The 24,481-nt window shown below is 28.5% G+C and carries 22 protein-coding genes; all 22 read right to left on the reverse strand.

The window, feature by feature from the left end:
• Positions 1-10: 10 nt before the first annotated feature.
• The 22 genes from ACTG46_RS14435 to ftsZ all read right to left on the reverse strand — a co-directional run bounded on the left by ACTG46_RS14435 (position 11) and on the right by ftsZ (position 24,328).
• Entirely contained in the window at positions 11-280 is a 270-nt protein-coding gene (locus tag ACTG46_RS14435) for an ACT domain-containing protein (protein WP_054271200.1), read from the reverse strand.
• A gap of 290 nt (positions 281-570) precedes the next feature.
• Positions 571-2,487, reverse strand: coding sequence for a hypothetical protein (locus tag ACTG46_RS14440; protein WP_479923052.1), 1,917 nt, complete (start codon positions 2,485-2,487; stop codon positions 571-573).
• 55 nt (positions 2,488-2,542) lie between these two features.
• Complete coding sequence (locus ACTG46_RS14445; RefSeq protein ID WP_479923053.1) at positions 2,543-4,498, reverse strand: hypothetical protein; 1,956 nt, start codon at positions 4,496-4,498, stop codon at positions 2,543-2,545.
• Positions 4,499-4,551: 53 nt separating this feature from the next.
• Positions 4,552-6,480, reverse strand: a complete 1,929-nt coding sequence (locus tag ACTG46_RS14450) for a hypothetical protein (protein ID WP_479923054.1) — start codon at positions 6,478-6,480, stop codon at positions 4,552-4,554.
• A 152-nt stretch (positions 6,481-6,632) separates the two neighbouring features.
• Entirely contained in the window at positions 6,633-8,108 is a 1,476-nt protein-coding gene (gene spoIVA, locus ACTG46_RS14455) for a stage IV sporulation protein A (protein WP_054271204.1), read from the reverse strand.
• Positions 8,109-8,425: 317 nt separating this feature from the next.
• Positions 8,426-9,445, reverse strand: a complete 1,020-nt coding sequence (locus tag ACTG46_RS14460) for an NAD(P)H-dependent glycerol-3-phosphate dehydrogenase (RefSeq protein WP_054271205.1) — start codon at positions 9,443-9,445, stop codon at positions 8,426-8,428.
• A 30-nt stretch (positions 9,446-9,475) separates the two neighbouring features.
• Positions 9,476-10,090, reverse strand: coding sequence for a glycerol-3-phosphate 1-O-acyltransferase PlsY (gene plsY, locus ACTG46_RS14465; protein WP_021385546.1), 615 nt, complete (start codon positions 10,088-10,090; stop codon positions 9,476-9,478).
• Between the two features lie 33 nt (positions 10,091-10,123).
• The gene (gene der, locus ACTG46_RS14470) at positions 10,124-11,449 is read right to left on the reverse strand and encodes a ribosome biogenesis GTPase Der (protein ID WP_054271206.1); all 1,326 of its coding nucleotides are present in this window, start codon (positions 11,447-11,449) and stop codon (positions 10,124-10,126) included.
• A gap of 27 nt (positions 11,450-11,476) precedes the next feature.
• The gene (locus tag ACTG46_RS14475; protein WP_479923055.1) at positions 11,477-12,805 is read right to left on the reverse strand and encodes a DUF512 domain-containing protein; all 1,329 of its coding nucleotides are present in this window, start codon (positions 12,803-12,805) and stop codon (positions 11,477-11,479) included.
• A 237-nt stretch (positions 12,806-13,042) separates the two neighbouring features.
• Positions 13,043-13,243, reverse strand: coding sequence for a capping complex subunit for YIEGIA (locus tag ACTG46_RS14480; RefSeq protein WP_021385530.1), 201 nt, complete (start codon positions 13,241-13,243; stop codon positions 13,043-13,045).
• Position 13,244: 1 nt separating this feature from the next.
• Positions 13,245-14,177: a YIEGIA family protein gene (locus ACTG46_RS14485; protein ID WP_054271208.1), complete on the reverse strand. Its 933-nt coding sequence runs from the start codon at positions 14,175-14,177 to the stop codon at positions 13,245-13,247.
• A gap of 44 nt (positions 14,178-14,221) precedes the next feature.
• Entirely contained in the window at positions 14,222-15,154 is a 933-nt protein-coding gene (locus tag ACTG46_RS14490; RefSeq protein WP_054271209.1) for a YIEGIA family protein, read from the reverse strand.
• 54 nt (positions 15,155-15,208) lie between these two features.
• Entirely contained in the window at positions 15,209-16,498 is a 1,290-nt protein-coding gene (locus ACTG46_RS14495) for a HAMP domain-containing sensor histidine kinase (protein ID WP_054271210.1), read from the reverse strand.
• Positions 16,499-16,526: 28 nt separating this feature from the next.
• Entirely contained in the window at positions 16,527-17,219 is a 693-nt protein-coding gene (locus tag ACTG46_RS14500) for a winged helix-turn-helix domain-containing protein (RefSeq protein ID WP_003416112.1), read from the reverse strand.
• A 14-nt stretch (positions 17,220-17,233) separates the two neighbouring features.
• Positions 17,234-17,995, reverse strand: coding sequence for a peptidoglycan editing factor PgeF (gene pgeF, locus ACTG46_RS14505; protein ID WP_079739773.1), 762 nt, complete (start codon positions 17,993-17,995; stop codon positions 17,234-17,236).
• The gene (gene nrdR / locus ACTG46_RS14510) at positions 17,992-18,453 is read right to left on the reverse strand and encodes a transcriptional regulator NrdR (protein ID WP_054271212.1); all 462 of its coding nucleotides are present in this window, start codon (positions 18,451-18,453) and stop codon (positions 17,992-17,994) included. The genes pgeF and nrdR overlap by 4 nt, the downstream gene beginning before the upstream one ends.
• Before the next feature lie 25 nt (positions 18,454-18,478).
• Entirely contained in the window at positions 18,479-18,742 is a 264-nt protein-coding gene (locus ACTG46_RS14515; RefSeq protein WP_054271213.1) for a YlmC/YmxH family sporulation protein, read from the reverse strand.
• A gap of 104 nt (positions 18,743-18,846) precedes the next feature.
• Positions 18,847-19,620 (reverse strand): RNA polymerase sporulation sigma factor SigG, encoded by a 774-nt coding sequence (gene sigG, locus ACTG46_RS14520; protein WP_054271214.1) that lies wholly within the window; start codon positions 19,618-19,620, stop codon positions 18,847-18,849.
• 91 nt (positions 19,621-19,711) lie between these two features.
• On the reverse strand, positions 19,712-20,434 hold the full coding sequence (gene sigE, locus ACTG46_RS14525; protein ID WP_054271215.1) for an RNA polymerase sporulation sigma factor SigE: 723 nt from the start codon (positions 20,432-20,434) through the stop codon (positions 19,712-19,714).
• A 24-nt stretch (positions 20,435-20,458) separates the two neighbouring features.
• Positions 20,459-21,304 (reverse strand): sigma-E processing peptidase SpoIIGA, encoded by an 846-nt coding sequence (locus tag ACTG46_RS14530; RefSeq protein WP_079740395.1) that lies wholly within the window; start codon positions 21,302-21,304, stop codon positions 20,459-20,461.
• A gap of 318 nt (positions 21,305-21,622) precedes the next feature.
• On the reverse strand, positions 21,623-22,897 hold the full coding sequence (locus ACTG46_RS14535; RefSeq protein WP_054271216.1) for an ABC transporter substrate-binding protein: 1,275 nt from the start codon (positions 22,895-22,897) through the stop codon (positions 21,623-21,625).
• Positions 22,898-23,170: 273 nt separating this feature from the next.
• Positions 23,171-24,328 (reverse strand): cell division protein FtsZ, encoded by a 1,158-nt coding sequence (gene ftsZ, locus ACTG46_RS14540; protein WP_054271217.1) that lies wholly within the window; start codon positions 24,326-24,328, stop codon positions 23,171-23,173.
• Positions 24,329-24,481: the final 153 nt, after the last annotated feature.

Consider the following 24,481-nt stretch of genomic DNA (forward strand, 5'->3'; position numbering starts at 1 on the left):
TTACTGTTTTTTACAGATTATGCATTGAGTTAAATATTTCTTCTCTTTGAATTTTTACATCTACTGATAATTCTTTTCCTCTTTTTATTAAGTCTTCAACCGTTTGCTCAAAAGAATTTAATGCTTTCTCTAAATCAACTATCATAATCATTGTAAAATACTCTTGTAATATCTTTTGTGAAATATCTACTATATTAATATTTTGCTTGAATAACTCATCACTGATTCCTGCTACTATACCTGGTTTGTCCTTTCCAATTACTGTTAAAATTGCTCTCATGATAATATCCTCCCTTATTTTTTTATAAATCTTACATTTTTACAAATTGAACTTTTTATTAGCATATATTTCATTTATTTGTTAGTAAATCACTTTTTATGTATATATTTAATATATTTTAATACCTATACCTTCATTTGTCAATTTTTTTTCAATATTCTATTATTTTTATACTATTTAGTCAAATTATATGTATTGTACATTTTATTGATAACAATATATAGTTTTCATAATAATGAAAGGTATCACTTAACAAACTCATAATTTGATAAGCAATACCTTTCTAAAAATTATTTTTTTATTTTTATGAATCTAATTATATTTTTTCTTGTGCCAGGATTTACAATCAATATAGAGCAAAACATAGTTAAACTTAACACTCCAATTAAAATGAAACTCTCTTTTCCAATGCTATATTTTTTAGGTGATAATTTAGTATTAGTTTCATCTTTTTTTTCATTATTGTGATTTACTTGATTATTTGTTTTTGATTGATTATTATTCATATCTAAATTGTCATTATAAAAATCTTCATTATAAAAATATGATTGATTATTAGTGCTAAATACAGTTTTTTGTTTTAGGCCTTTATTATCATTTTCTAAGATAAAACTTTTATTAGATTTATCCTCATTTTTTAACTCATCTTCATTTTTTAAAATCTCATCTTTTTCTTCATCACTAGTTATATTATTATCATCGTTATCTTTTGGAGGATTCTTACTTGTAGTACTGCTAGAATCAGATTCTATATTGTTGTCATTTGGAGTATTAGGAGTTTTTTCATCATTACTACTATTATTATCTTCTTCTCTATCTGGGTCATCTCTTCCTCCTCCTCCACGGTCACCACCAGCATCGTCATTTTCTTGTTCATCATCTGGTGTAATCTGATTATTCCCCCCTCCTAATACAAATCCAGGTTTTAAAAATATATTTGAATACCCATCTCTTAATCCACCTTCTACTTTTACTCTAAAACATCTCAACTTAAAATCTTTAAAATTAATTATGACTTGATTTGTAATATACTCTAGTTCACTGCTTATCCAACTTATACCATCATCAGAATATTCCACAAATACCTTTTTTGCATTATATGGCATGTCATAATCTAAGACAGCTGTATAACCATATTCTCGGTTTCTAAAATACACAACTAAATTATTTATAGGCTCCTTATTTCTAATAGAGATATTTATAACTGGAAAAACATCTTGATTTAATACTATATTTTTTTCATTTAGAATATTTTCATCAAATTTACCTCTTATAATAAACTCTAGATTTTTATTTAAATCAGTATAGTAATTTGATAAATCCCACTCTACATTTATATTTGCAATTTTTCCACTTGAAGTTTTTAGACTTACTTCTTTTGGGAGCTCTACATCCTCAATTTTATCATCTTTTGTTAATATCAATTCCTCTTCAAATACACTAATGCCTCTAAGATTACATCTTATAATATTATAATCTTCATCTTGTGGTATGTCTGGCATTATTACATTCCCATCACCGATGATATAAACAATCTTAGTTTTTGATACAATTGATTCGCCTTTTGTATTATTTGCGATTGTGTTTTGTTGGTTATTCTTATTAACAATTACTGATGTACTCTCTATTTCCACTTCTCCATTACAGTAAATACCTACAGCATCTTTTCCATTAACCTCAATTATTCTAGATTCTACCTTAATATCATTTTCTGAATAAATTCCTATTGCGTTATCTCCACTTGCACGTATATTACCAGTTTTTCCATAATATGTAGCTAGAACTAATTTAGCTTCTTTCTCTACATATAAAGCAGTTCCATTCAGTGCAACTATATTATCTATTCCTATATTTAATTTGCCTCCCCTTTCTACATGTATTACACCTTCATTCCCTCCTTCTCCAATTATATTTAACTTATTACCACTAATATTAAAATTACCTTTATCTTTTATAAGTATTTTATATTGGTTTGTATCTATTGTGATATTAGTCCCATAGGGAATACTAAATCCAAAATAATTATCTATTACCATATCACATGTAAGAGAATAAACTATGTCTCCCTCATTATCTTCATTTTTTACAATCCAATTTTTAAAATCATCCAAACAATTGTCTTCTTGAGAAAAGCTCTTCTTTGGTAAAATTATAAAAATACTTACTAATAAAGTTATAAGAAGAAATATCTTATTTTTTTTATTCATTTTTTTCTCCTATTTGATTATTCTGTCAAGTAAAATTATGTCTCTTTAATGTATTTTATTTATTAATTCTTAATCTTATAATTTTATCTATATATTTTATAATATCCCTATTTATTACTACTACTGAAAATAACATGGTTAAAACTATGATTTTAACTCTAATTATAAGCTCACTTTTAGAACTCTGAGTCTTATCATATGGCTTTGAAATAGATTTTAGTTTATCATTAGAATTATTTACTTCAATACCATCTGTCTTACTTAAAATTACTTTATCTTTATGTGTATTTTTAGAAAATTCATTATTTTCCTTATAACCTTCTTTTAGGTCTTGTTCTAAATTATTTTCAATTTTATTTTTTTCAATCAAATTATTATTTTTAACTTTATTATTGATATTCTCTTCACTCTTTTCTTTGTGTATTTCTTTATCTATTTCAGTATGTTTTTCATGTGACTTATTATTTTCTTCATCTTGTAGATTATTATTTTTTTCTTCTCCATTATCTTCTGTGACATTACTTGAATCTAATGGTCTTTGCTCATCAGTATTATTGTTATTTTTATTATTTACACCTGAATTAATCTTATTGTCTTCTCTATCTGGGTCTTCTCTATCTGGGTCATCTCTACCTCCACCTCCACGGTCTCCACTATCATCATCGACTTCTTGTTCATCATCTGGTGTAATTTGATTACCTCCTCCTCCCATTACAAATCCAGGCTTTAAAAACACATTTGAATAACCTTCTTTCAATCCACCTTCTACCTTTATCCTAAAACATCGTAACTTGAAATCTTCAAAATCAAGCATAACCTGATTACTAATATTCTCTAATTCTTCACTTACCCAATTTACACCATCCTCTGAATATTCCACAAATACTTTTTTAGCACTATATGGCATACTATAATCTAGTATAGCTAGATAACCATTTTTAAAATTTAAGAAAGATACTTCTAAATCATCTATAGGTTTTTTATTAACAATATAGACATGTAAAACAGGAATAACATCATTGTTTACAATTATGTTCTTCTCATTTAAATCTTCTTCTTTAAATTTACCTATTATAATAAACTCTGTATTATTATTTAAATCATTATAATAGTTTGATAAATCCCACTCAACATCTAAATCTATAGAGTTCATACTAGAAGTTCTTAAACGTACTTTATCTGGTAATATTATATCTTCTACTTTATCCTCTTTTGATATGTTCATTTCTTTTTCAAAAGCTCTAATCCCTCTATAGTTACAATTTACTATCTCGTAATTCTTATTCTGAGGTATATCTGGAGTAATTGTATTCTGTTCTCCAATAATATAAATCTTATTTGCTTCTGATACAATCGAGTTAACTTTTTTATTTTCCAATAATACATTTTGCTTCTTATTACCACTATGTATAATTATTGAGGTATCTTCTATTTCGACTTCTCCTTTACAATAAATTCCTATTGCATTTTCTCCATCAGCTTCAATTGTTTTAGAATCTACTCTAATATCATTTTCCGAATAAATTCCTATTGCATTTTCTCCATTTGCTTTTATATTTCCAATCTCCTCATAATATTTATCTATACTCAAATTTGCATCTTTTTCAACATATAACGCAGTTCCATTTAATGCAACTATATTATCTATTCCTATATTTAATTTTCCTCCCTTTTCTACATGTATTACTCCTTCACTTCCACCCTCTCCAATTATATTTAGCTTGTTTCCATTAATATTAAAATGTCCTTTATCTTTTATAAGTATCTTATATTTATTTGTATCTATTGTAATATTAGTTCCATATGGAATACTAAATTCAAAATAATTATCTACTATCATATCGCAAGGAAGAGTATAAACTATTTCTTTCTTATTATCTTCATTTTTTACAACCCAATTTTTAAAATCTTCTAAACAATTATTTTCTTGTGAGAAACTCTTACTTGGTAAAATTATAAAAATTATAGTTAATAAATTTATAAGAAGAAAAATTTTATTTATTTTATTCATATTGTTCTCCTATTAATTTTTTAATAAGCTTAAAATGCTTTAAACGATTCTGTCTATTTTTTATGTTTTATAAATTTATCTACATATTTTATGATACCAGGATTTACTACTACTATTGAAAATGACATAACTGATACTATAATTCCACCCCAAATAACACTCCTACCTTGAAAATTCTGAGTTTTACTATGTGAATTAGAAGTAGAGTTTGAGCTATTATTAAATTTATCTAATTTAAAAGTCTCTTTTTCATTTGATATTTTTTTACTATCAGTTGTGTTTTTACTTTCCTGATTTTCTTCATAATCTCTTTTTAATATTTGAATTAAACGATTCTCATACTTGTCTATAATAGTTAATTCATCATTCTTAATATCATTATCTCTGTTATTGATATTAGTCTTATTAGTTTCTTTATCTTTCTCTATAATATCTTCATTAGACTTATCATTTTTTTCATCCTCTTGGTGAATATTATCTTTTTCTTCATTATTGAAATTTGTTATATTGTTAGAATCTTCAGGTATTTCTTCAGTGGAATTATCATTTTCCTTATTATCATCTAAATCAAATTCATCATTTTCTCTATCTGGGTCATCTCTACCACCACCGCCACGGTCACCATCAATATCATCATTTCCCTTTTCATCATCTGGTGTCTCTTGATTGTCACCACCACCCATTATAAATCCTGGTTTAAAAACCATATTTGAATAACCTTCTTTTAATCCGCCTTCCACTCTTACTCTAAAACAACGTAGCTTAAAATCTTCAAAAAAAAGTATAGCTTGGTCTCTAATATCTTCCTGTTCCTCAGATGTCCAATTGATTCCATCTGCTGAATATTCAACAAAAACTTTATTTGCATTGTATGGCATATCAAAATACAAAACAGCTACATATCCATCTCTTGTGTTTTGATAATCTAATTCCAAATTATCTATTGGTTTTTTCTCTGCAACAGATATGTCCAAAATAGGAACAACATCATCATTTATTACAATTTTTTCTCTATTTAATGTTTCTATTTTAAACTTTCCTGTTATACTAAAAGTTTCTTCTTTTTTTAACTTTTCATAATAACCAGTAAAATCCCATTCTACATCTATATCAAGTTGATTACCACTAGATGTTTCTAATACCATATCTTTCGGAAATTTTATATCTTCTATTTTATCATCTTTACTTACTTTTATTTCTTCACTAAATACATCAATTCCCCTATGGCAACATGTTATAATATTATAGCCAGAATCTTCAGATATAGCTGGCATAAGCTCATTAGAGTTATCAATTATATAAACTTTCTTGCTTTCTGATACAATTGATTGTACAGCCTTATTATTAGCTCTTAATAATCCATTTTCTTTGCTACTACTATAAGCTTTTATTGAAGATTCTTCTATCTCAACATCACCTTTAGAATAAACACCTATAGCACTCTCTCCATTCACTTCAATATCCTTATTTAATATTCTAATATCATTTTCAGTATAAATTCCTATTGCATCTTTTCCATTTGCCTTTATTTTTTCAACAGATTCATAGGATGATTTAATATATAAGTCTCCTCCTTCTTCAACGTATAAGGCTGTCCCATCAGTAGCAATTATGTTATTTATACCGATACTTATACTTCCACCAGTTTCTACATGTATTACTCCTTCTTTTCCTCCTTCACCTATTATATTTAGTTCATTATCATCAATAATAAATCTTCCATGATTTTTTATCAGTATTTTATATTTGTTGGTATCTATTGTAAAATTACTGTCATAAGGAATATAAAATCTAAACTCTTCATCTATTACCATATCACAAGGAAGAGTATAAACTATTTCTTCTTTGTTATTTTTATTTTCTTGAACCCACCTTTCAAAATCTTCAAAACAATTATCCTCTTGTCCAAATACCTTGTTTGGATAAATTACAAAACAGAGTATTATTATGCTTACAAAAATAAATATTTCAGACTTCTTCATCTTTTACTCCTAATATTTTAATATAATAATGTTGAAAAATGTATCTTATATATATAATTTTTCCATAATTAGCACTTGTTGTCAATTTTTATAAATAAAAAGCTACTTAATAAAGTAAACAATCGTTTAACTTTAATAAGTAGCTTATATTCTTATAATAAAATAGTTATAATATTAGAGCTTCCTTCATTTACAATTTTTTGTAGAGTCTTTTGCATCTTAACTCTTATCTCTTCTGGCATAGTATACAATTTACTCTGTAATTGTTCTTTCACTAAATCATGAAGTGACTTACCAAACATATTTGATTCCCATAAATCTGCTGGTTGCTCTTCAAACACCTCCATAAGATATTTTATCATCTCTTCACCTTGATTCTGATTACCAACTATTGGAGAAACTTCTGTAGATATATCTGCCTTTATAATATGAAGTGATGGTGCATTAGCTCTTAGCTTGATACCATATTGTTTTCCTTGTTTCATTATTTCTGGTTCCTCTAAACTAAGTTCTTCTAGAGAAGGAGCTACTACTCCATATCCTTTTATCTTAGCATCTACTAAAGCACTTTCTATTTTATCATACTCATTCTTAACCTTAGATAATCTAGTTATTAGACTAAGCAATTGATAATCTCCCTCAATTTTAAATCCACTCTTTTCTTCAAGGACATTATAGAATAAATCTTGCTTTGTCTGTAAATCAATATTTATAACGCCTTCTCCTAACTCTACATTATCAACACCTGTATCCTCCAAAAACTCTAACTCAGAAAATCCTTGCATAATTCCTTCTATATCTCTTATTTTTCCTATATCTATGATACTTTGTTTTAATGTTGTTATTATGCTACTTTTTATCCAGTGATTTCTTTCTAGACCTTCAACCCATTTAGGTAAATTAATTCTTATTTCTGTAAGTGGGAAATCATACAATACAGCTTCCATAACTTCCTCTATATCATCTTCTTCCATTTCAACTACATTCATTGGAAGAACTGGAACTTCATACTTTTCTTCCAATTCATTTCTAAGCATACTTGTTTCCTCACTTTTTGGACTTAGTGTATTTAAAACAACAGCAAATGGTTTTTTAAGACTTTTTAATTCTTGTATAACTCTTTCTTCTGGCTCTACATAACTTTTTCTGTCAATACCAGTAACTGAACCATCTGTCAACACAACTACCCCTATTGTAGAATGGTCTTTTATAACTTTTTTAGTTCCTATTTCTGCTGCTTTTTCAAATGTCATAGCTTCTTGTGACCAAGGAGTTGATACCAATCTTTGTTTTCCACCTTCCTCATGCCCTAAAGCTCCTTCAACTATGTATCCAACACAATCTACCATTCTTACTTTCAGAGATACTGTGTCTTTTATTTTAATTTCTACGCCATCTGCTGGTACAAATTTTGGTTCTACTGTCATTATAGTTTTACCTGAGCCACTTTGAGGTATCTCATCTCTTGTTCTATCCTTCTTAAACTCATTGTCTATGTTTGGTATAACCAACTTTTCCATAAATTTTCTTATAAAAGTTGATTTTCCTGTTCTTACAGGACCCACTACTCCAATATATATATCCCCCTGAGTCCTTTTGGATATATCTTCGTATATGTTATTATTCATATTATTCCTCCTATACATCTAATCTTATTAAATTATATTTAGAGTTAGGGGTTAATATTCTTAAAATAGAAAAATAAAGACTAGCAATATTAATTTCCCCTACATACAGAAACTGGTAAACTTTAAGGTGGATTAAATTTATTAAAATCCATTATATTAAAAAGATATAATGACAATCATGATAACTATAAATTGCATATAAAATAATTTATTATACTGTATATACATAGACTATGCTATATAAAATTAAAATAGCCCTCTTTATATTAAAGAGGGCTAAAACAAATTTATTATTTTTTATTTTGTATTACAATGACTTATATCTCATCACCTAAAACGACTTCTTCCATTTCATGCTTTTTACTTCTCATCATTAGTTCTATTCCAACTTCCTTAGGATCTGAACCTTTGTTTATTACAGAATATATAGCATTAGTTATTGGCATGTCTATATTCAATTTTTCAGCTACATCGTGTGCTACTTCAGTAGCAGTTATACCTTCTACAACCATCTTTACTTCTTTTAAAGTATTTTCTAGGCTCATACCTTGACCTATAAGTATACCAGCTCTTCTATTTCTACTATGCATACTTGTACAAGTAACAATTAAATCTCCTATACCTGAAAGACCTGCAAATGTAGACACATTAGCTCCCATAGCAATTCCAAGTCTACTCATTTCACTAATACCTCTTGTCATAAGAGCAGCTTTTGCATTATCACCATATCCTAATCCATCACATATTCCAGCTCCAAAGGCTATAATATTTTTTAATGCTCCTCCAAGTTCTACTCCAACTATATCTGGATTCGTATAAACTCTAAGTTTAGGACTCATAAATAAGTCTTGTATCATCTGTGCTATTTTTAAATCTTCAGAAGCTACTACTACTGTAGTAGGGATTTCTCTTGCTACTTCTTCAGCATGAGATGGCCCAGATAGTATTACGTATGGATTTTGTGGTAATTCTTCTTCACAGACTTGAGATAATCTAAGTCCAGTACCTTTTTCAAGACCTTTTGCCACATTAACAATAACTTGTCCCTCTTTTATAAATGGTTTTATTTTTTGGCAAGTACTCCTTACAGCCTGTGATGGAACTGCTAAAATTATCACTTTACAATCTTTTATAGTTTTGTCTATGTCAGTACTTATAGTTATATTATTTGGAAATAATACTCCTGGTAAATAGTCTGTATTTTCTTTAGTCCTATTTATTTTTTTAGCTTGTTCCTCTTTTCGAGTCCACATACTCACATCGTTACCTTTTTTTGCAAGACCTAAAGCTAATGCACTTCCCCAACTTCCAGTACCTAATACACATACTTTCTCCATGTTTAACACCACCTGAGTATAATATATTTACTATTCTTTCTTTTGACCAATCTTTCTCTCTGTCCCATTTAATAATCGCTTTATATTTGCTCTATGATTGTATATTACTGATGCAGTTAAAAACAAAGCTACTATTAAACCAGCTTTATTTTTTACTATAATCATAAATATTGGTGAACATCCGATTCCTACGACAGAACCTAATGAAACATACTTTGTTATAACTACCACCAATATAAATACTGCTAGACACATTAGTGTTATTACTGGATTTACAGCAAGCATTGCCCCTAACGAAGTTGCAACACCTTTACCTCCTCTAAACCCTAAAACTGCTGGCCAATTATGACCTGCTACAACACATATAACTGCCAGATATCCAGCTAAAAGAGTATCTATACCAACTAATCTTGCTGCAAGCTCTGATATTAACACAGCCATTACACCTTTAAGAACATCTCCTAAAAATGTCATTGCTCCTGCTCTTTTTCCAAGTGTTCTAAGTACATTTGTTGAACCTGCATTACCTGAACCTTGAGTCCTTATATCAACTCCAGCAATTCGCTTTGCAACTATGTATGAAGTCGATATATTGCCTAAAAGATATGCAACAACAGCGATAATTATATAACTAAATATCTCCACTGAAATTCCCCCTTTTAGTTATATTTTAAATATTTATTTCTTATTTTTTTGTCTATACTCAAATTTTATGGAAGTTCCTTCAAATCCAAAGTTTTCTCTTATCTTATTTTCAAGATACCTTTGATATGAAAAATGAGTTAAGTCCTTATCATTTATAAACAATGTAATCTTAGGAGGTCTAATGTCTGTTTGAGTTCCATAGTAAATTTTTAACCTTCTACCTTTATCAGATGGTGGTTGATTTAACATTACTGCTTCTCCAATTACCTCATTTAATGCTGAAGTCGATATTCGCTTAGAATGTTCATTTGATACATACTCAACTGTATCCAATATCTTATTCATTCTCTGATTAGTCTTTGCAGAAACAAACACAATTGGAGCATACATCATAAATGGGAATTTTTCTTTTATATCTTTTGTGTAATTACTCATAGTCTTATTATCTTTCTCTATTAAATCCCATTTATTGATTACAAATATACATCCTTTACCTTCATCATGTGCTATACCAGCAACTTTTGTATCTTGTTCTGTTACACCTTCTAAGGCATCTATTACAATTAATACTACATCTGCTCTATCTACAGCACTCATGGCTCTTATTACACTGTATTTTTCTATTGTCTCATATATTTTACTTTTTCTTCTAAGCCCTGCTGTATCTATCAAAAGGAATTTCTGTCCATTCTTCTCAAAATAAGTATCAATTGCATCTCTAGTAGTACCCGCAATCGGACTTACAATTACTCTTTCTTCTCCAAGTATTTTGTTAAGTATAGAACTTTTACCTGCATTTGGTTTACCTGTTATGGCTACTCTTATTATATCTTCTTCATACTCTGTATCTAATCCTGCTGGAAAATTTTCAACTATCTCATCTAATAAATCTCCAAATCCCATACTATTAGCTCCTGAAACTGCAAAAGGAGTTCCAAATCCTAATTCATAAAAATCGTATATATTGTCAAATTGACTCTGACTATCAATCTTATTAACTACTAATATTACTGGTTTTTTTGTCTTTCTAAGTAACTGTGCAATTTCCTTATCAGCTGCTGTTATTCCAGCCTTACCATCAACTATAAAAAGTATTACATGTGACATGTCCATTGCAAGCATAGCTTGACTTCTCATTTGAGATAATATTATGTCTTCGCTATCAGGTTCAATTCCTCCTGTATCTACTAATGTAAAATACTTATCTAACCACTCTACTTCAGCAAATATTCTATCCCTTGTAACTCCAGGTGTATTTTCAACTATCGATATCCTTTTTCCTGCAAATTTATTAAATATTGTAGACTTACCAACGTTTGGTCTCCCAACTACAGCTACAACTGGCCTACTTATACTCATGTTGTTTCTCCTTCCATCTTTTGTTTTCTATTTTAAAATTTTATCCACAAAGTCTTTTCCTTCATTCAAACATGGGATAATTTTTATTTTCATAAGTTCTTCTAATTGATTTAATTCAATATTATCTAAGAAAATTTCTTCATCTGCTTTTAGCATACTTCTTGTTATATAAAGAGCTTCTCCTAATTCTTTATTTTCAAGTTGCTCTCTTAAATCTTTAGCTGTTAAAAGACCTGATACAGTTATTGTCTCTCCAAAAAATTTATTTTTTATCTCATACACATCTACCTGAAGATTTTTAAACTTGTCCATCATAGCATTTGCCATACTCTGTATGAATTCATATGCAGAATGACCAGTAGCTATTGAAACTCTTTTCTCTTTTTTAAGAATTTTTTCTGGTAATGTATTTAAATATTCTTCGATTTCTGATTTTAACTTACGTATCATTCCTACACCATCTTCAAACTGTAAAAAACCTTCATATTCTTCATATGTAGGTAACTCTCTATTAGATAATATATAAAATTCATCTGATAAAAAGGCAAATCGAGTCCCTATTTCATTAAGATATTTTTTTTGCATATTGTGTATCTGTTCTATCGTCCTACTTGCACCTTCACTATCAAATATGTCTAGGTTTGCTAAATTTTCTCTGTGTTTTGTAATTCCAACTGGTACTATAGCAACACTATTTACGTATGGATAAAGTTGAGCTAATTCTCTTATTGTTCTCTCTAATTCTTTTCCATCATTTATACTTGGACATAAAACAATTTGACAGTTCATTTCTATATGAGCATCTGCCAATCTCTTCATTATACCATATAATTTTCCTGCAAATTTATTACTTATCATTTTTTGTCTTAATTCTGGGTTAGTCGTATGCACAGATATATTTATAGGACTTATTCTATATTTAATGATATTATTTATATCTTCTTCACTCATATTTGTAAGTGTAACAAAATTCCCTTGCAAAAAAGATAGTCTCGAATCATCATCTTTAAAATAAAGAGTTTCTCTCATTCCTTCTGGCAACTGGTCTATAAAACAAAACATACATTTATTTCTACAACTTTTAGCTTGGTCAATTATTGGATTTGTAAATTCAACACCCAAATCTTCGTCATAGTCTTTTTCTATCTCGTATATGTAGACTTCGCCATCTTTTTTTTGTATTTCTACTTCTAGATATTCATCACTTAGTAAGAATCTATACTCTATTATATCATGTATTGGCTGTTCATTCACAGATATAAGTAAATCTCCTATTTCTATACCCATTTCTTCTGCAATACTATCTTTGTAAACCTTACTTATAATGTTATTTATTTTTTTTACATTTACTTCCAATTTTTTCACCACTCTTTTGTATTCATCAAAGCTTATTATAATATATTTTCATATACGGTTTGTAAGTTTATTATATTTTATAATAGCATTTTTAAGCATTTCATGTCATAATAACACATTTTAATTCTAATAGTCAATATAAGTAACTAGCTATAAAAAAGATTAAAACAAATAATATTCAAATTTAAGTATTTTAAAAATTTGAATACTATTTGTTGTTAGAAATATTTTATAACCTTAATGTTTTACTATGATTAACGTTCCATTTGTCATATCATGAACCATTCCACCTACACACTTAGACATCAACATTGCCTTATTTTGTAAGTCTTTCTCATCGTTTGCATAAAATATTGGGCAACCTCCACCATTTTTCATATTCTTATCTAAAGTAACTATAGCTAGGGTATATTCGTTTAAACCTATATCCATTCCCATCTTATGCACTTCCTTTCTTTCCTATTTTATAATTTTTTAGGGATAAGTTTTTACCTTTAGAACTTGAAAGTATTGGACATGACTTTACAGCTTCCATTACTTTTTCTACATTCTTATCTATTGGTAAATAAGCAATCATTATACTTTCATCATCCTTATTTCTTCTAGGTAATGGTACAAATGAAGGTTCTCCATAATCTCCATATAAACCTAATCTTGAATATATATTGTATACTATTGCTTGTCTTTGACCTGAATCAAATAATATTCCAGCATTAGCATAATCTTTATTTTTAGGAATTATTTGTATTCCTACACCTCTATTAATATATACTTCTCTATCACTTTTTAGACCTATATTTGTTATACCTTTTAAATCTCCTACCTTCAATATCGACTCATTCACAAAACTAATCTCAGCAGGCATTACATCAGCTATATCTCCAATACTTTTTCTAGTAAGGAGTTTTTTTAGTATAAAGGCTAATACTAATCCACAAACCGAACTTATTATCAAACTTACGCCTTCACTTATCTTTGTTTCTGCAAGTATTACATAATACAATCCTATTGTTAAAAAGGATGTAACTATACACATATAATTTCTTACTTCATAAGTTCTAGCTATCTCTTCTATAAATGCAGCGCCTCTCTTTACAAGTTGAACTTCCTCTAAGTTTTGTAATGTATTCCTTCTATTAGCTCTTACTTGTCTAAATTGTTCTGCTGCTAGAGATAAAAATGTTATAGATGTATAAGAACGATTTATAAGAGCTGGAACTAATAACGCTCCTAATGAAGAAGCGACAAATGCTAATATAAGCTGAGATAGCAAAACGTTTGGTTGTGTTGGGTACTGTTTTTGGTCTAAATTTAACATTATAATTCTGGATGTCATACCAATAATAACAGCAACAAAAAATACTCTATCCATTAAATCACTCCTAAAATATTTATTCTAAAATTTTACATGTAAATCTACAAAGTCTTCCTAGAAAAATCACTCTGTTTCCCTTTTGATGTTTCTATAATAGGTGTACTCTTTACTACATCTATCATGACATCTATATCTTTGAGTATTGGCATATATGGTATAACCACAGTACTTTTTTCTAGATTAGTCTTAGATATAGCCACAATATCAACCTCATCTACATCTTTATCTATACCCATATGAATAAATAGATTATGTATTATAGCTTGTCTTTGCCCTACATCATTTACTATTCCAAATGCACCTAAGTCTCTTGGTATAACCTCTATAGCTAGGCATTCATTTTTATATTTTTCTCTTGTACTTTCTAGACCTATATTAGTTATTATTACTCCATTTACTGTTAAAATAGGCCCTTCAAAGCTTATTTTTGCAGGAACTATATCTGCTATGTCTGCTATGCTATTCCTTCTTAAAAACCTTCTAAAAATTAAACCAACAAGAGCTCCTGATACAATAGCTAATACTGTACAATAAAAAAAGCTAAGGTCATACTTTCTTGCAAAAACAATGTAAACTATAGAAGATACTAATGCAGAAAAGAGACTTATATAACTTCTAGATTCATAGGTAGATGCTATTTCTTCAACATAAGCATCTCCTTTTGGAACTAATTCTTCATTATCAATATTCTTTAATGTTATTCTTTCTTGTTCTGCAAGTCCTTGAAATTGTTGTATTGCTACTGCAAAAAAAGTCAATGCTGAAAACTCTTTATCTATAAGTGCAGGCAATGCTATCGCACCTAATGAAGCTGAAAGCCCTGATATTATTATCTGTTCTAAATAATCTTGTGGTCTTGATGGGTACTGTTTGTCTGTAACTCTTAAAACTAATCCTCTACATAATACTCCTACAACTAATGCAACTATAAAAGAGTGTCTAAATAAATTTGCATTCAATAAACTTTCTTCCATTTTCTCAGCTCCTTCTCTTATATAGTTTGTGCAAAAAACAAAAAAAATTTCCTTCTATTTAAGGAAATTTTTTTGTAGTATTGTAACAATAAATTCACTACCAATACCAAGCTCACTTTTTACTTTTATACATCCATTTAGCGATTTAACTATATGCTTAGTTATAGCCAATCCTAGACCCGTTCCTCCTACATCCCTACTTCTTGCTTTATCTACTCTATAGAATCGCTCAAAGATACGTTCTACATCTTCTTTTGGTATACCTACACCATTATCTATAACCTTAATTACTATTTTTTCTTCATCTTTTAAAACTACAACTTGTACAATCCCATTATCCTGAGTGTATTTTATAGCATTGTCAACTAAGTTTAAAAATACTTGTTTTATATAATCTCTATTAGATAATATGCTTATTGATTTGTCATCACATTTATATAGGACTTCTATATTTTTTTCTCTAGCTGAATGTTGTGTTATTTCATATACTTCTTTAAATACATCATATACCACAACATTTTCCATAAGAAGGGTATCTTTATTTTCTACGAATGATAATAATAATATATCATCAATCAATCTTTTTAATCTATCTGATTCACTTTCTATTATTTCCAAGAATCTATTTCTAGTATTTACATCTATGTTTTCATTTGACTTTAGTGTTTCAACAAACCCACTTATAGATGTTAGAGGTGTTTTAAGTTCATGACTTACATTTGCGACAAAATCACTTCTCATATTTTCAAGCTTAACTTTTTTAGTAATATCTTCTATGTTTACTATAGAACCTATTATTACATTATTGGTGTTTTGAAGATACACTGGGTCTACTTTTATTTTATATACTATATCGTCTTTAGTCGTAATATTTGCAGTTTCATTATCTTTAGAACCAATAAATCTAAGTATTTGCTTTAATATTTCTTCTTCTTTTATTACAACATTAATATTGTGTCCTTCTACCAATTGATTTGGTTCACTTTTTATCATTTCTTTTGCTTCATCATTTATAAGAAGTATATTTCCATTTACATCTATAGCTAAAATTCCATGCGATATACTCTTTAATATAGACCTTAACTGTAGATGTTTATACTGTACTTCTTCTAATGTTTTATCCATATTTTTTATCATATGATTAAAATTTCTAGCTAATTCTCCAAGCTCTCCTTTAGCTGATATGTTAAGTCTAGCATGGTATTCATTATTACTTACTTTTTTTGAGACATATATAAATTCTTTTAAATATTTTCTTAATGTTATTGTATATCTTACAGATAATATCACAATAGCTATTGATAACATAACAATAAAAAAATATATGCTATTTAATTCTTCCACAAGATAACACTCCTAAAATATAACCTTTTTAATCTATTTTATATCCAACACCTCTTATAGTCTCTATATATTTTTCTGACTTATCTTCATCTTCTATTTTTTTTCTTAAATATCTTATATGGACATCTACTGTTCTAGTTTCTCCATAGTATTCATACCCCCATATTTTATCTAAAAGATAATTTCTTGAAAGTACTTTACCTTTATTTTGAATTAATAATTTTAACAATTCAAATTCTTTAAGTGTTAACTCTATCTTTTCAGAACCTTTAGTGACCTCATGCTTTGATAAATCTAATTTTAAATTACCTGTAGTAAGTATATTATTTTCTTCACCTAAGCTAGTCAAGTTATACCTTCTTAACACAGAACTAATTCTAGCTAACAACTCCTTTATACTAAATGGCTTAGTTATATAGTCATCAGCACCTATTTCAAGTCCTTCGACCTTGTCATTTTCCATATTTTTAGCAGTAAGCATTATAACAGGAATATTTTTTAAATCTTTATCACTTCTTATTTTTCTCAAAACTTCTATTCCACTTATATTTGGTAGCATCCAATCTAAAAGTATTAAATCTGGTTTAATTTCCTTAGCTTTTATAAATCCATCAAACCCATCATATGAATAACTAACCTCGTAATTTGACACCTCCAAATTGAATTTTAATAGCTCAACTATATGCATTTCATCGTCTATAACAAGCACTTTAGTATTCATTAAAAAGCTCCTCTCTATTTTATCTGTAGTACCGTTCCTATTCGTTCTGATGCCTTATTATGTTTTCTATAAGAGTGGAATTCATCTGCTCTACAACTAGTGCATAAATTTAAATTTATTATATTCTCCTTTTTCACTCCACTACATCTCAGCATATATTCATTAATTTTCCATAAATCTAAATAGTAACTTCCTTCTTTTATTATATAGAACTTTTCATCATTATTTGTAAGAATTGTGTTAAATTTTTCTACCAAATCCTCAGATACTTCATAACAACAAGGTCCAATTGATGGACCAATTATACAAACTAAATCTTCAGGAACGGTTTTATAACATTCAGACATTAATTTAATTGTTTTATGACCTATATTACTAAAAGTACCTCTCCAACCTGCATGAGCCAGTCCTATGGCTTTATTTTTAGCATCTATGATTGATATAGGTACACAATCTGCTGTAAATAATAAAAGAGGTACTCTCTCTAAGTTTGTTATAAGTGCATCTCCATCTATTCTCTTTCCTATAGTATCTTTATTTACTATGTTAACTATATCTGAATGTATTTGAGAATTACTAGTTAGGTTTTCAAATTTTAAATCACATTCTTTACATACTTTTAACATATCTTCTTTACTTTTTGCATCTATATTCTTACATGTTATAACTAGATTTATAGAATTTAACTTTTCGTCAAGTTCTTTACAGTTACCATTTAAATCAACATACTCTTTAATATCTTGTACATTTTTTATATTTATATAATCTTTCATCATTTGTCTCCTTTTTCTATTAGTATACTTTTAAGCTCATTTACAAAAGTATTTATATCTTTAAATTGTCTATAAACAGAAGCAAATCTTACATAAGCTACTTCATCTAAGTCTTTCAATTTGTCCATTACCATCTCACCAATTCTTTTGGTTTCAATTTCTTCTATAAAACATTTATTTATTTCATTTTCAATATGTACAACTACACTCTCAATATCTTCTATTGATACAGGTCTTTTTTCACATGCTTTTAATAACCCGTACTTTATCTTTTCTCTATCAAAATACTCTCTACTATTATCCTTTTTAATAACCATTAAAGGAGTTGTTTCTATTTTCTCATAAGTAGTGAATCTCTTTTTACACGATTCACATTCACGTCTTCTTCTGATAGATTTTAAATCTGTATGTCTAGAATCTATTACCTTTGATTCTTTATAATTACAATAAGGACATTGCATATATATTCCTCCTTTGTTTTAACTACTATATCTCAAATTCATCTAAGCTTAACTCTGAACCTATATTTACTATTATTGTATCACAACCTATTTTAAGTATATCATTCCAAAATATAACTTCTTCATCCCCTCCTCTTGAAAAAAAATTTCTACTTCCATCTCCAAAGATGGTAAATGAGACTACCTTTCCCTCATGAATATCCATATCTATGTCTATTATGAATCCCATCCTTTTTCCATTTTTTACATTTATAATTTCTTTTTCCATTATATCAGAAACTCTAATCATATTATACTCACCCTTTCTTTAAAAATAAATATGTATTGGAGTAAAAAAAAATGACCTATATAGGTCATTTAAATTTAAAATAATGTTTACAGTCCAGGGATTACTTATACATACTTTCTCATATTTTTTAAAGCATTTTTTTCAATTCTTGATACTTGTGCTTGAGATATACCGATTTCATCAGCAACTTCTATCTGTGTTCTTCCTTTATAAAACCTTAAATCTAATACCAACTTCTCTCTACTATTTAATTTTTTAATAGCTTCTTTAAGTGATATTTCTTGCAACCAATTTTCATCAGTATCTTTTTTGTCTTGAACTTGGTCCATAACAAATATTGCATCTCCATTATCTTGATATACTGGGTCAAATAAAGATATAGGGTCTTGTATGGCATCTAGTGCCATTACAACTGACTCAACTTCTAATTCTAATTCTTTTGCTATTTCTGATACTGTAGGTTCTTTAGAATTTGTTCTAATTAATCTTTCTCTAACTTGTAGTGCCTTATATGCTATATCTTTTAATGACCTACTCACTCTAATTGGGTTATTGTCTCTTAGATACCTTCTAATTTCTCCTATAATCATAGGAACAGCATAAGTTGAAAACCTTACATTTTGACTTAAATCAAAGTTATCTATAGCTTTTATAAGACCGATACAACCTATTTGAAATAAATCGTCTATGTTTTCTCCTCTGTTGTTAAACTTTTTTATTACACTCAAGACTAATCTTAAATTCCCTCTTACAAATTGTTGTCTAGCTTCTTCGTCGCCACTTTTTATTTTTAATAAAAGTTCCTTCATTTGCTTATTTTTAAGAACTGGAAGTTCCGATGTATTAACACCACATATTTCAACCTTATTAATTTGCATACATTTTCAGTCCTCTCTCAAAAGTATTCATCTATTGAAATTATTTACATTTCCAATTTTTTTATACTTTTTAAGAAGAATTAATTTAGCATTATACAAATTTTTTCATTTCTTTCTGTAACCTTGAAATTATTTTCTTTTCAAGTCTAGATATGTAAGACTGAGATATTCCAAGCATTCCAGCAACTTCTTTTTGTGTTTTTTCGATACCTTTATCTATAAGACCAAATCTTAATTCCATAATTTGCTTTTCTCTGTCACTTAATCTGTCAAGTGCCATAACTAATAAATCTCTATCTATTTCTTCTTCAATTATTTTGTATATTTCATCATTTTCTGTACCCAAAACATCAGATAACAAGAGTTCATTTCCATCCAAATCTATATTTAAAGGTTCGTCAAATGACACCTCTGTTTTCTTTTTATTATTTTTTCTTAAGTACATTAATATTTCATTTTCTATACATCTTGAAGCATAAGTTGCCAATTTTATATTTTTGTTTAGTTTAAAAGTATTCACTGCTTTTATCAAACCTATAGTTCCTATAGAAATCAAGTCTTCCACATCTATACCTGTATTTTCAAATTTTCTTGATATGTAGACCACTAATCTTAGATTTCTTTCTATCAAAATTGATTTTACACTTTCATCTGTTTCTAGTTTTTGTAAAACTTCCATTTCTTCTTCTGGTTTTAATGGAGGAGGAAGTATATTCGCTCCTCCCATATAATATATTCCTTTTGGCTTTATTATTTTTAATTTAATACCTAACATAGTAATAAAGCTTATAATTCTTTCTTTCAATCGTAACATTCCTTGTCCCCCTTAAATTTTCACCTAAAATCCAGGCAATATATTTGGATTCATTATTGCTCCATATTCTCTATCATTAAAATTTGAGATACCAAGTATTATATTTCCTATCTTCTGCTCATCTACTTCTACATAATCAGCTTTTAAACCTATTATGATGCTTGTCTTATTACTTCCAGCATGCTTATAAGGTATTATCCTAACCCTGCCTGAAGTTTTATCATCTAGACTCCCTATAATCTCTTGTGCTTTCTTCATATCTATATCTTCATAGTCAATATTTAATAGATTTTCTGGAATAAACCCTTCTAACACACTTGACTTAACTATTATTACATCACTTTGACTTATTGGGTCTTTTAATAAATTCCCACTGTCCACTAAGGCTTTACAACAAAAACTTTTTTCTAACAAGTTTATATTTATAGTCTTTGTAAGTTCCTTGATGTATTTAAGCATTTTCAAGTCTTTATAAATATACTTTAATAGTTCACAACTTACATAAGTACATGCAATTAAGAAAGATATTTTTAAATGACTTATTCCTGTAAAATAAATTATAAAATAAGTGCTTCCAGAAATAAAAATGTTTACTAGATAAAAAACTAATGCTACATGAATATAATCTTTTTTACTCTTACTTCTAAATGAAATTAAAGTTATTATACTCATAATTATTATTTTGAATGGTACTGTGAATAATATGTTCATTGATGGATACAAATAAGCAACAGAATAGGCACCTCCTAAACTAGCCCCCAATAACTTATTTTTTTTAGGATTGTATTTTTTAGTGAGAATAGAAGTACAACTTATAATAATATAATTTATTACTAGGTTTTCTATAACATAGTACTCAATATACACCATGTATCCCCCCTTAAAACCTTTAAACATATTATAAGATAGTATGTACAAAATTTTATGTCACTTTTGATGGTCGAATCCAAAACAAATTCTATTTAAAAGTAACAATGATATATGTCTTATACTTTATGTCGCCAAAAGATATTTTTTTAGTATCAAACAAATAAGCTTTTTTGTAGAATCTAATATATCTAGGTAGAAGTTATTAGTTCTTTTTGGGGTATATTTTTATAAAAAAAGACTATGTAATTTAATAATATATCAAGTAAGTTTTTTACTTGTATAAAATCAAATTACATAGTCTATAAATTCAAATTTATATTATTGTGCTAATAATCCGTTTGCATATTTTGCAGAATCATCTAGTGCTTGTTCTGGAGTTATATCTCCAGCTATCATCATTTGAAGTTGTTTCCATAAGTATTCATATATCTCTACTCCATGAGGCCCAACAGTCAATGGTCTATACATATCTTTATCTTTTGTTACCATTTCTTCAAATCTTGGGTCTCCTTGATATTTTTCACCTTTTGCAACTGGAGCTCTTGGTATTTCTTTATGGAAAGCTTCCATTGATTCTTTGCTTAACATATACTCAAGAAGTTTAAATCCAAGTTCTTTATTTTTACATGCTGACATTAATGTTAAATCATCCACTGAAGCAAAACTACCAACTGTCTTGTCTTCTAATGAAGTTACATATCCCCAGTTTAAATCTGGAAACGATTTATCAAAAGTACTTGTAGCAGCAGAAGATAACATTATAGTAAATGCAGCTTTTCCTGGTCCAAATACACTTTCAACCATTTCATTACTATCTTTTGATAAAGCATTGTCTGGTATATATTTTTTCATATCATTTATAAAGTTTGCAGCTTTTAAACCTTCTGCATTATTAAATTTAACTGATTTTAAATCATCATTATATATATCTCCACCAGCTTGCCATAAATAAGGATACCAGTTCCAGTTTAAGCTTCCAAATACTTTAGAACCCCAACCTTGTGCAAGACCCCACTGGTCGATTTTTCCATCTCCATCAGTATCTTTTGTTGCTTTTTCACATATTCTTTTAAAATCTTCCCATGTTTTTGGAGGTTTCTCTCCTAATTTTTCTAGTATATCTTTATTATAGTATAGTACTCCTGGATTAGCAGCTTCTATAGGTAATCCATAAATACCACCCATCATTTTTGCATTATCTAAGTATAGGTAATTATCTGAAGTTCCTGATTTTTCTAGATAAGGTGTCAAATCTTCAACTGCACCCATTTCTATAAATTGAGGAAACATCTCTGCATACATGTATCCTATGTCTGGTCCTTCACCTGCACTTATTGCAGTTGCATATTTTTCTGCATAGTTATCCCATGGAACTATTTGGAATTCAATTTCACAATTATTTTCCTTTTCAAATTTCTCTAATATTGGTTTCCATGCATCTGCATCATGGTCTGTCAATGGTGCAGACCACACAACTAATTTTTCTTTACCATCTTTACCCTTAGAATCTTCTTTTTTTGAACACCCAGCAAGAATTGATACTGATAGAACACTTACCATCACTAAAGAAAGAATTTTTTTTAGCTTAATCATGCTTAATCCCCTTTCAGACTTTAATTTGTCTTTTTCCTCAAATATTTACAATTTAATTCAGATTTAATATTAACAAATAAGACTACCCTTGTCTAATCATAAAAAACTATACTAACTCTTACAACTATCATTTTTTTCTATATGTGTTGTTTTTATTCACTTATTAAAAAACTTCTTTTACATTTCAAAATATTGAAATGTATTTTTATGCTTTAGGAGATTAAATTAGGCAAAATAAAAAGAAGTCTACTGACTTCTTTATAAATTTCCATATTATCTTCTTCTTCTTAGGAATGTAGGTATCTCCATGCTCTCATCATCGTCTTCTTCAATTATACTTGCTTTTTTAGGAGCTTCTATTTTTTCTTCAACAATTACTTCTTCTTCAATTTCTTTTACAGCTTGTTTTACTGTTGTGTTCAATGAAGAACGTATGCTTGACTTAGGTTTAGTGTCTAAGTCTAATACACCACTTTGTAATCCTTCAAATCCTGTTGCAATTACTGTAATCATTATTTCATCACCTAAATCTTCTTTTATAGAAGCACCAAATATAACATTCGCCTCTGGGTCACAGGATTCCATAACTAAAGTAGATGCTTCATTAACTTCAAATAATCCTAAGTTAGGTCCACCAGTAACATTAAGAAGAACTCCCTTAGCTCCTTGTATTGATGTTTCTAGAAGTGGAGATTGAATAGCTTGTCTAGCAGCATCTATTGCTCTAGTCTCACCACTAGCACTACCTATACCCATATGAGCAAGACCTTTATCTTTCATTATAGTAGTAACGTCTGCGAAGTCTAAGTTTATTAAACCTTCAACTGCTATAAGGTCAGAAATTGATTGTATACCTTGTTTTAATACATCATCTGCAACTGCAAAAGCATCTAGCATTGAAGTATTTTTTTGTACTATCTGTAAAAGTCTATCATTTGGTATTGTTATAAGAGTATCAACTTTTGACTTAAGTTCTGCTATTCCACCTTCAGCATTCTTCATTCTTATCTTACCTTCAAATGCAAAAGGTTTTGTAACTACACCTACTGTAAGTATACCCATTTCTTTTGCTAAGCCTGCAACTACTGGAGCAGCTCCTGTACCAGTACCACCGCCCATTCCAGCTGTAACAAAGACCATGTCGGCTCCTTGAAGCAATTTTACTATTTCGTCTTTACTCTCCTCAGCAGCCCTTTTTCCTACTTCTGGATTTGCTCCTGCACCAAGTCCTCTAGTTAATTTTTCTCCTATTTGAACTTTATATTCAGCTTTTGATGTATATAAAGCTTGTTTATCTGTATTTACTGATATAAATTCAACGCCTTTTAATTGCGCTTCTACCATTCTATTGACAGCATTGTTTCCACCGCCACCTACACCTATTACTTTAATTTGTGCACATTCTTCTAATTCTACGTCAAAGTTTAGCATCATAAACCCCCTTCTCTCATGATTCAAAGTTATCGTATGTATTAATTATATCATTTTCTTCTTTTATTTTGTTAACCTTTAAGTAACATATTCCACAAAAACGTAAATTTTCCTTTTTAATTTTCTTACTTATATTGTCAAATATTACTCTTG

Source organism: Clostridioides sp. LIBA-7678, assembly GCF_056716065.1.

Excerpts from the sequence above, each read along its gene's own strand:
- ACTG46_RS14435 (WP_054271200.1), bottom strand. The coding sequence starts at position 280 with ATGAGAGCAATTTTAACAGTAATTGGAAAGGACAAACCAGGTATAGTA.
- ACTG46_RS14440 (WP_479923052.1), bottom strand. The coding sequence starts at position 2,487 with ATGAATAAAAAAAATAAGATATTTCTTCTTATAACTTTATTAGTAAGT.
- ACTG46_RS14445 (WP_479923053.1), bottom strand. The coding sequence starts at position 4,498 with ATGAATAAAATAAATAAAATTTTTCTTCTTATAAATTTATTAACTATA.
- ACTG46_RS14450 (WP_479923054.1), bottom strand. The coding sequence starts at position 6,480 with ATGAAGAAGTCTGAAATATTTATTTTTGTAAGCATAATAATACTCTGT.
- spoIVA (WP_054271204.1), bottom strand. The coding sequence starts at position 8,108 with ATGAATAATAACATATACGAAGATATATCCAAAAGGACTCAGGGGGAT.
- ACTG46_RS14460 (WP_054271205.1), bottom strand. The coding sequence starts at position 9,445 with ATGGAGAAAGTATGTGTATTAGGTACTGGAAGTTGGGGAAGTGCATTA.
- der (WP_054271206.1), bottom strand. The coding sequence starts at position 11,449 with ATGAGTATAAGTAGGCCAGTTGTAGCTGTAGTTGGGAGACCAAACGTT.
- ACTG46_RS14480 (WP_021385530.1), bottom strand. The coding sequence starts at position 13,243 with ATGGGAATGGATATAGGTTTAAACGAATATACCCTAGCTATAGTTACT.
- ACTG46_RS14485 (WP_054271208.1), bottom strand. The coding sequence starts at position 14,177 with ATGGATAGAGTATTTTTTGTTGCTGTTATTATTGGTATGACATCCAGA.
- ACTG46_RS14490 (WP_054271209.1), bottom strand. The coding sequence starts at position 15,154 with ATGGAAGAAAGTTTATTGAATGCAAATTTATTTAGACACTCTTTTATA.
- ACTG46_RS14500 (WP_003416112.1), bottom strand. The coding sequence starts at position 17,219 with ATGAATACTAAAGTGCTTGTTATAGACGATGAAATGCATATAGTTGAG.
- pgeF (WP_079739773.1), bottom strand. The coding sequence starts at position 17,995 with ATGATGAAAGATTATATAAATATAAAAAATGTACAAGATATTAAAGAG.
- nrdR (WP_054271212.1), bottom strand. The coding sequence starts at position 18,453 with ATGCAATGTCCTTATTGTAATTATAAAGAATCAAAGGTAATAGATTCT.
- ACTG46_RS14515 (WP_054271213.1), bottom strand. The coding sequence starts at position 18,742 with ATGATTAGAGTTTCTGATATAATGGAAAAAGAAATTATAAATGTAAAA.
- sigG (WP_054271214.1), bottom strand. The coding sequence starts at position 19,620 with ATGCAAATTAATAAGGTTGAAATATGTGGTGTTAATACATCGGAACTT.
- sigE (WP_054271215.1), bottom strand. The coding sequence starts at position 20,434 with ATGTTACGATTGAAAGAAAGAATTATAAGCTTTATTACTATGTTAGGT.
- ACTG46_RS14530 (WP_079740395.1), bottom strand. The coding sequence starts at position 21,304 with ATGGTGTATATTGAGTACTATGTTATAGAAAACCTAGTAATAAATTAT.
- ACTG46_RS14535 (WP_054271216.1), bottom strand. The coding sequence starts at position 22,897 with ATGATTAAGCTAAAAAAAATTCTTTCTTTAGTGATGGTAAGTGTTCTA.
- ftsZ (WP_054271217.1), bottom strand. The coding sequence starts at position 24,328 with ATGCTAAACTTTGACGTAGAATTAGAAGAATGTGCACAAATTAAAGTA.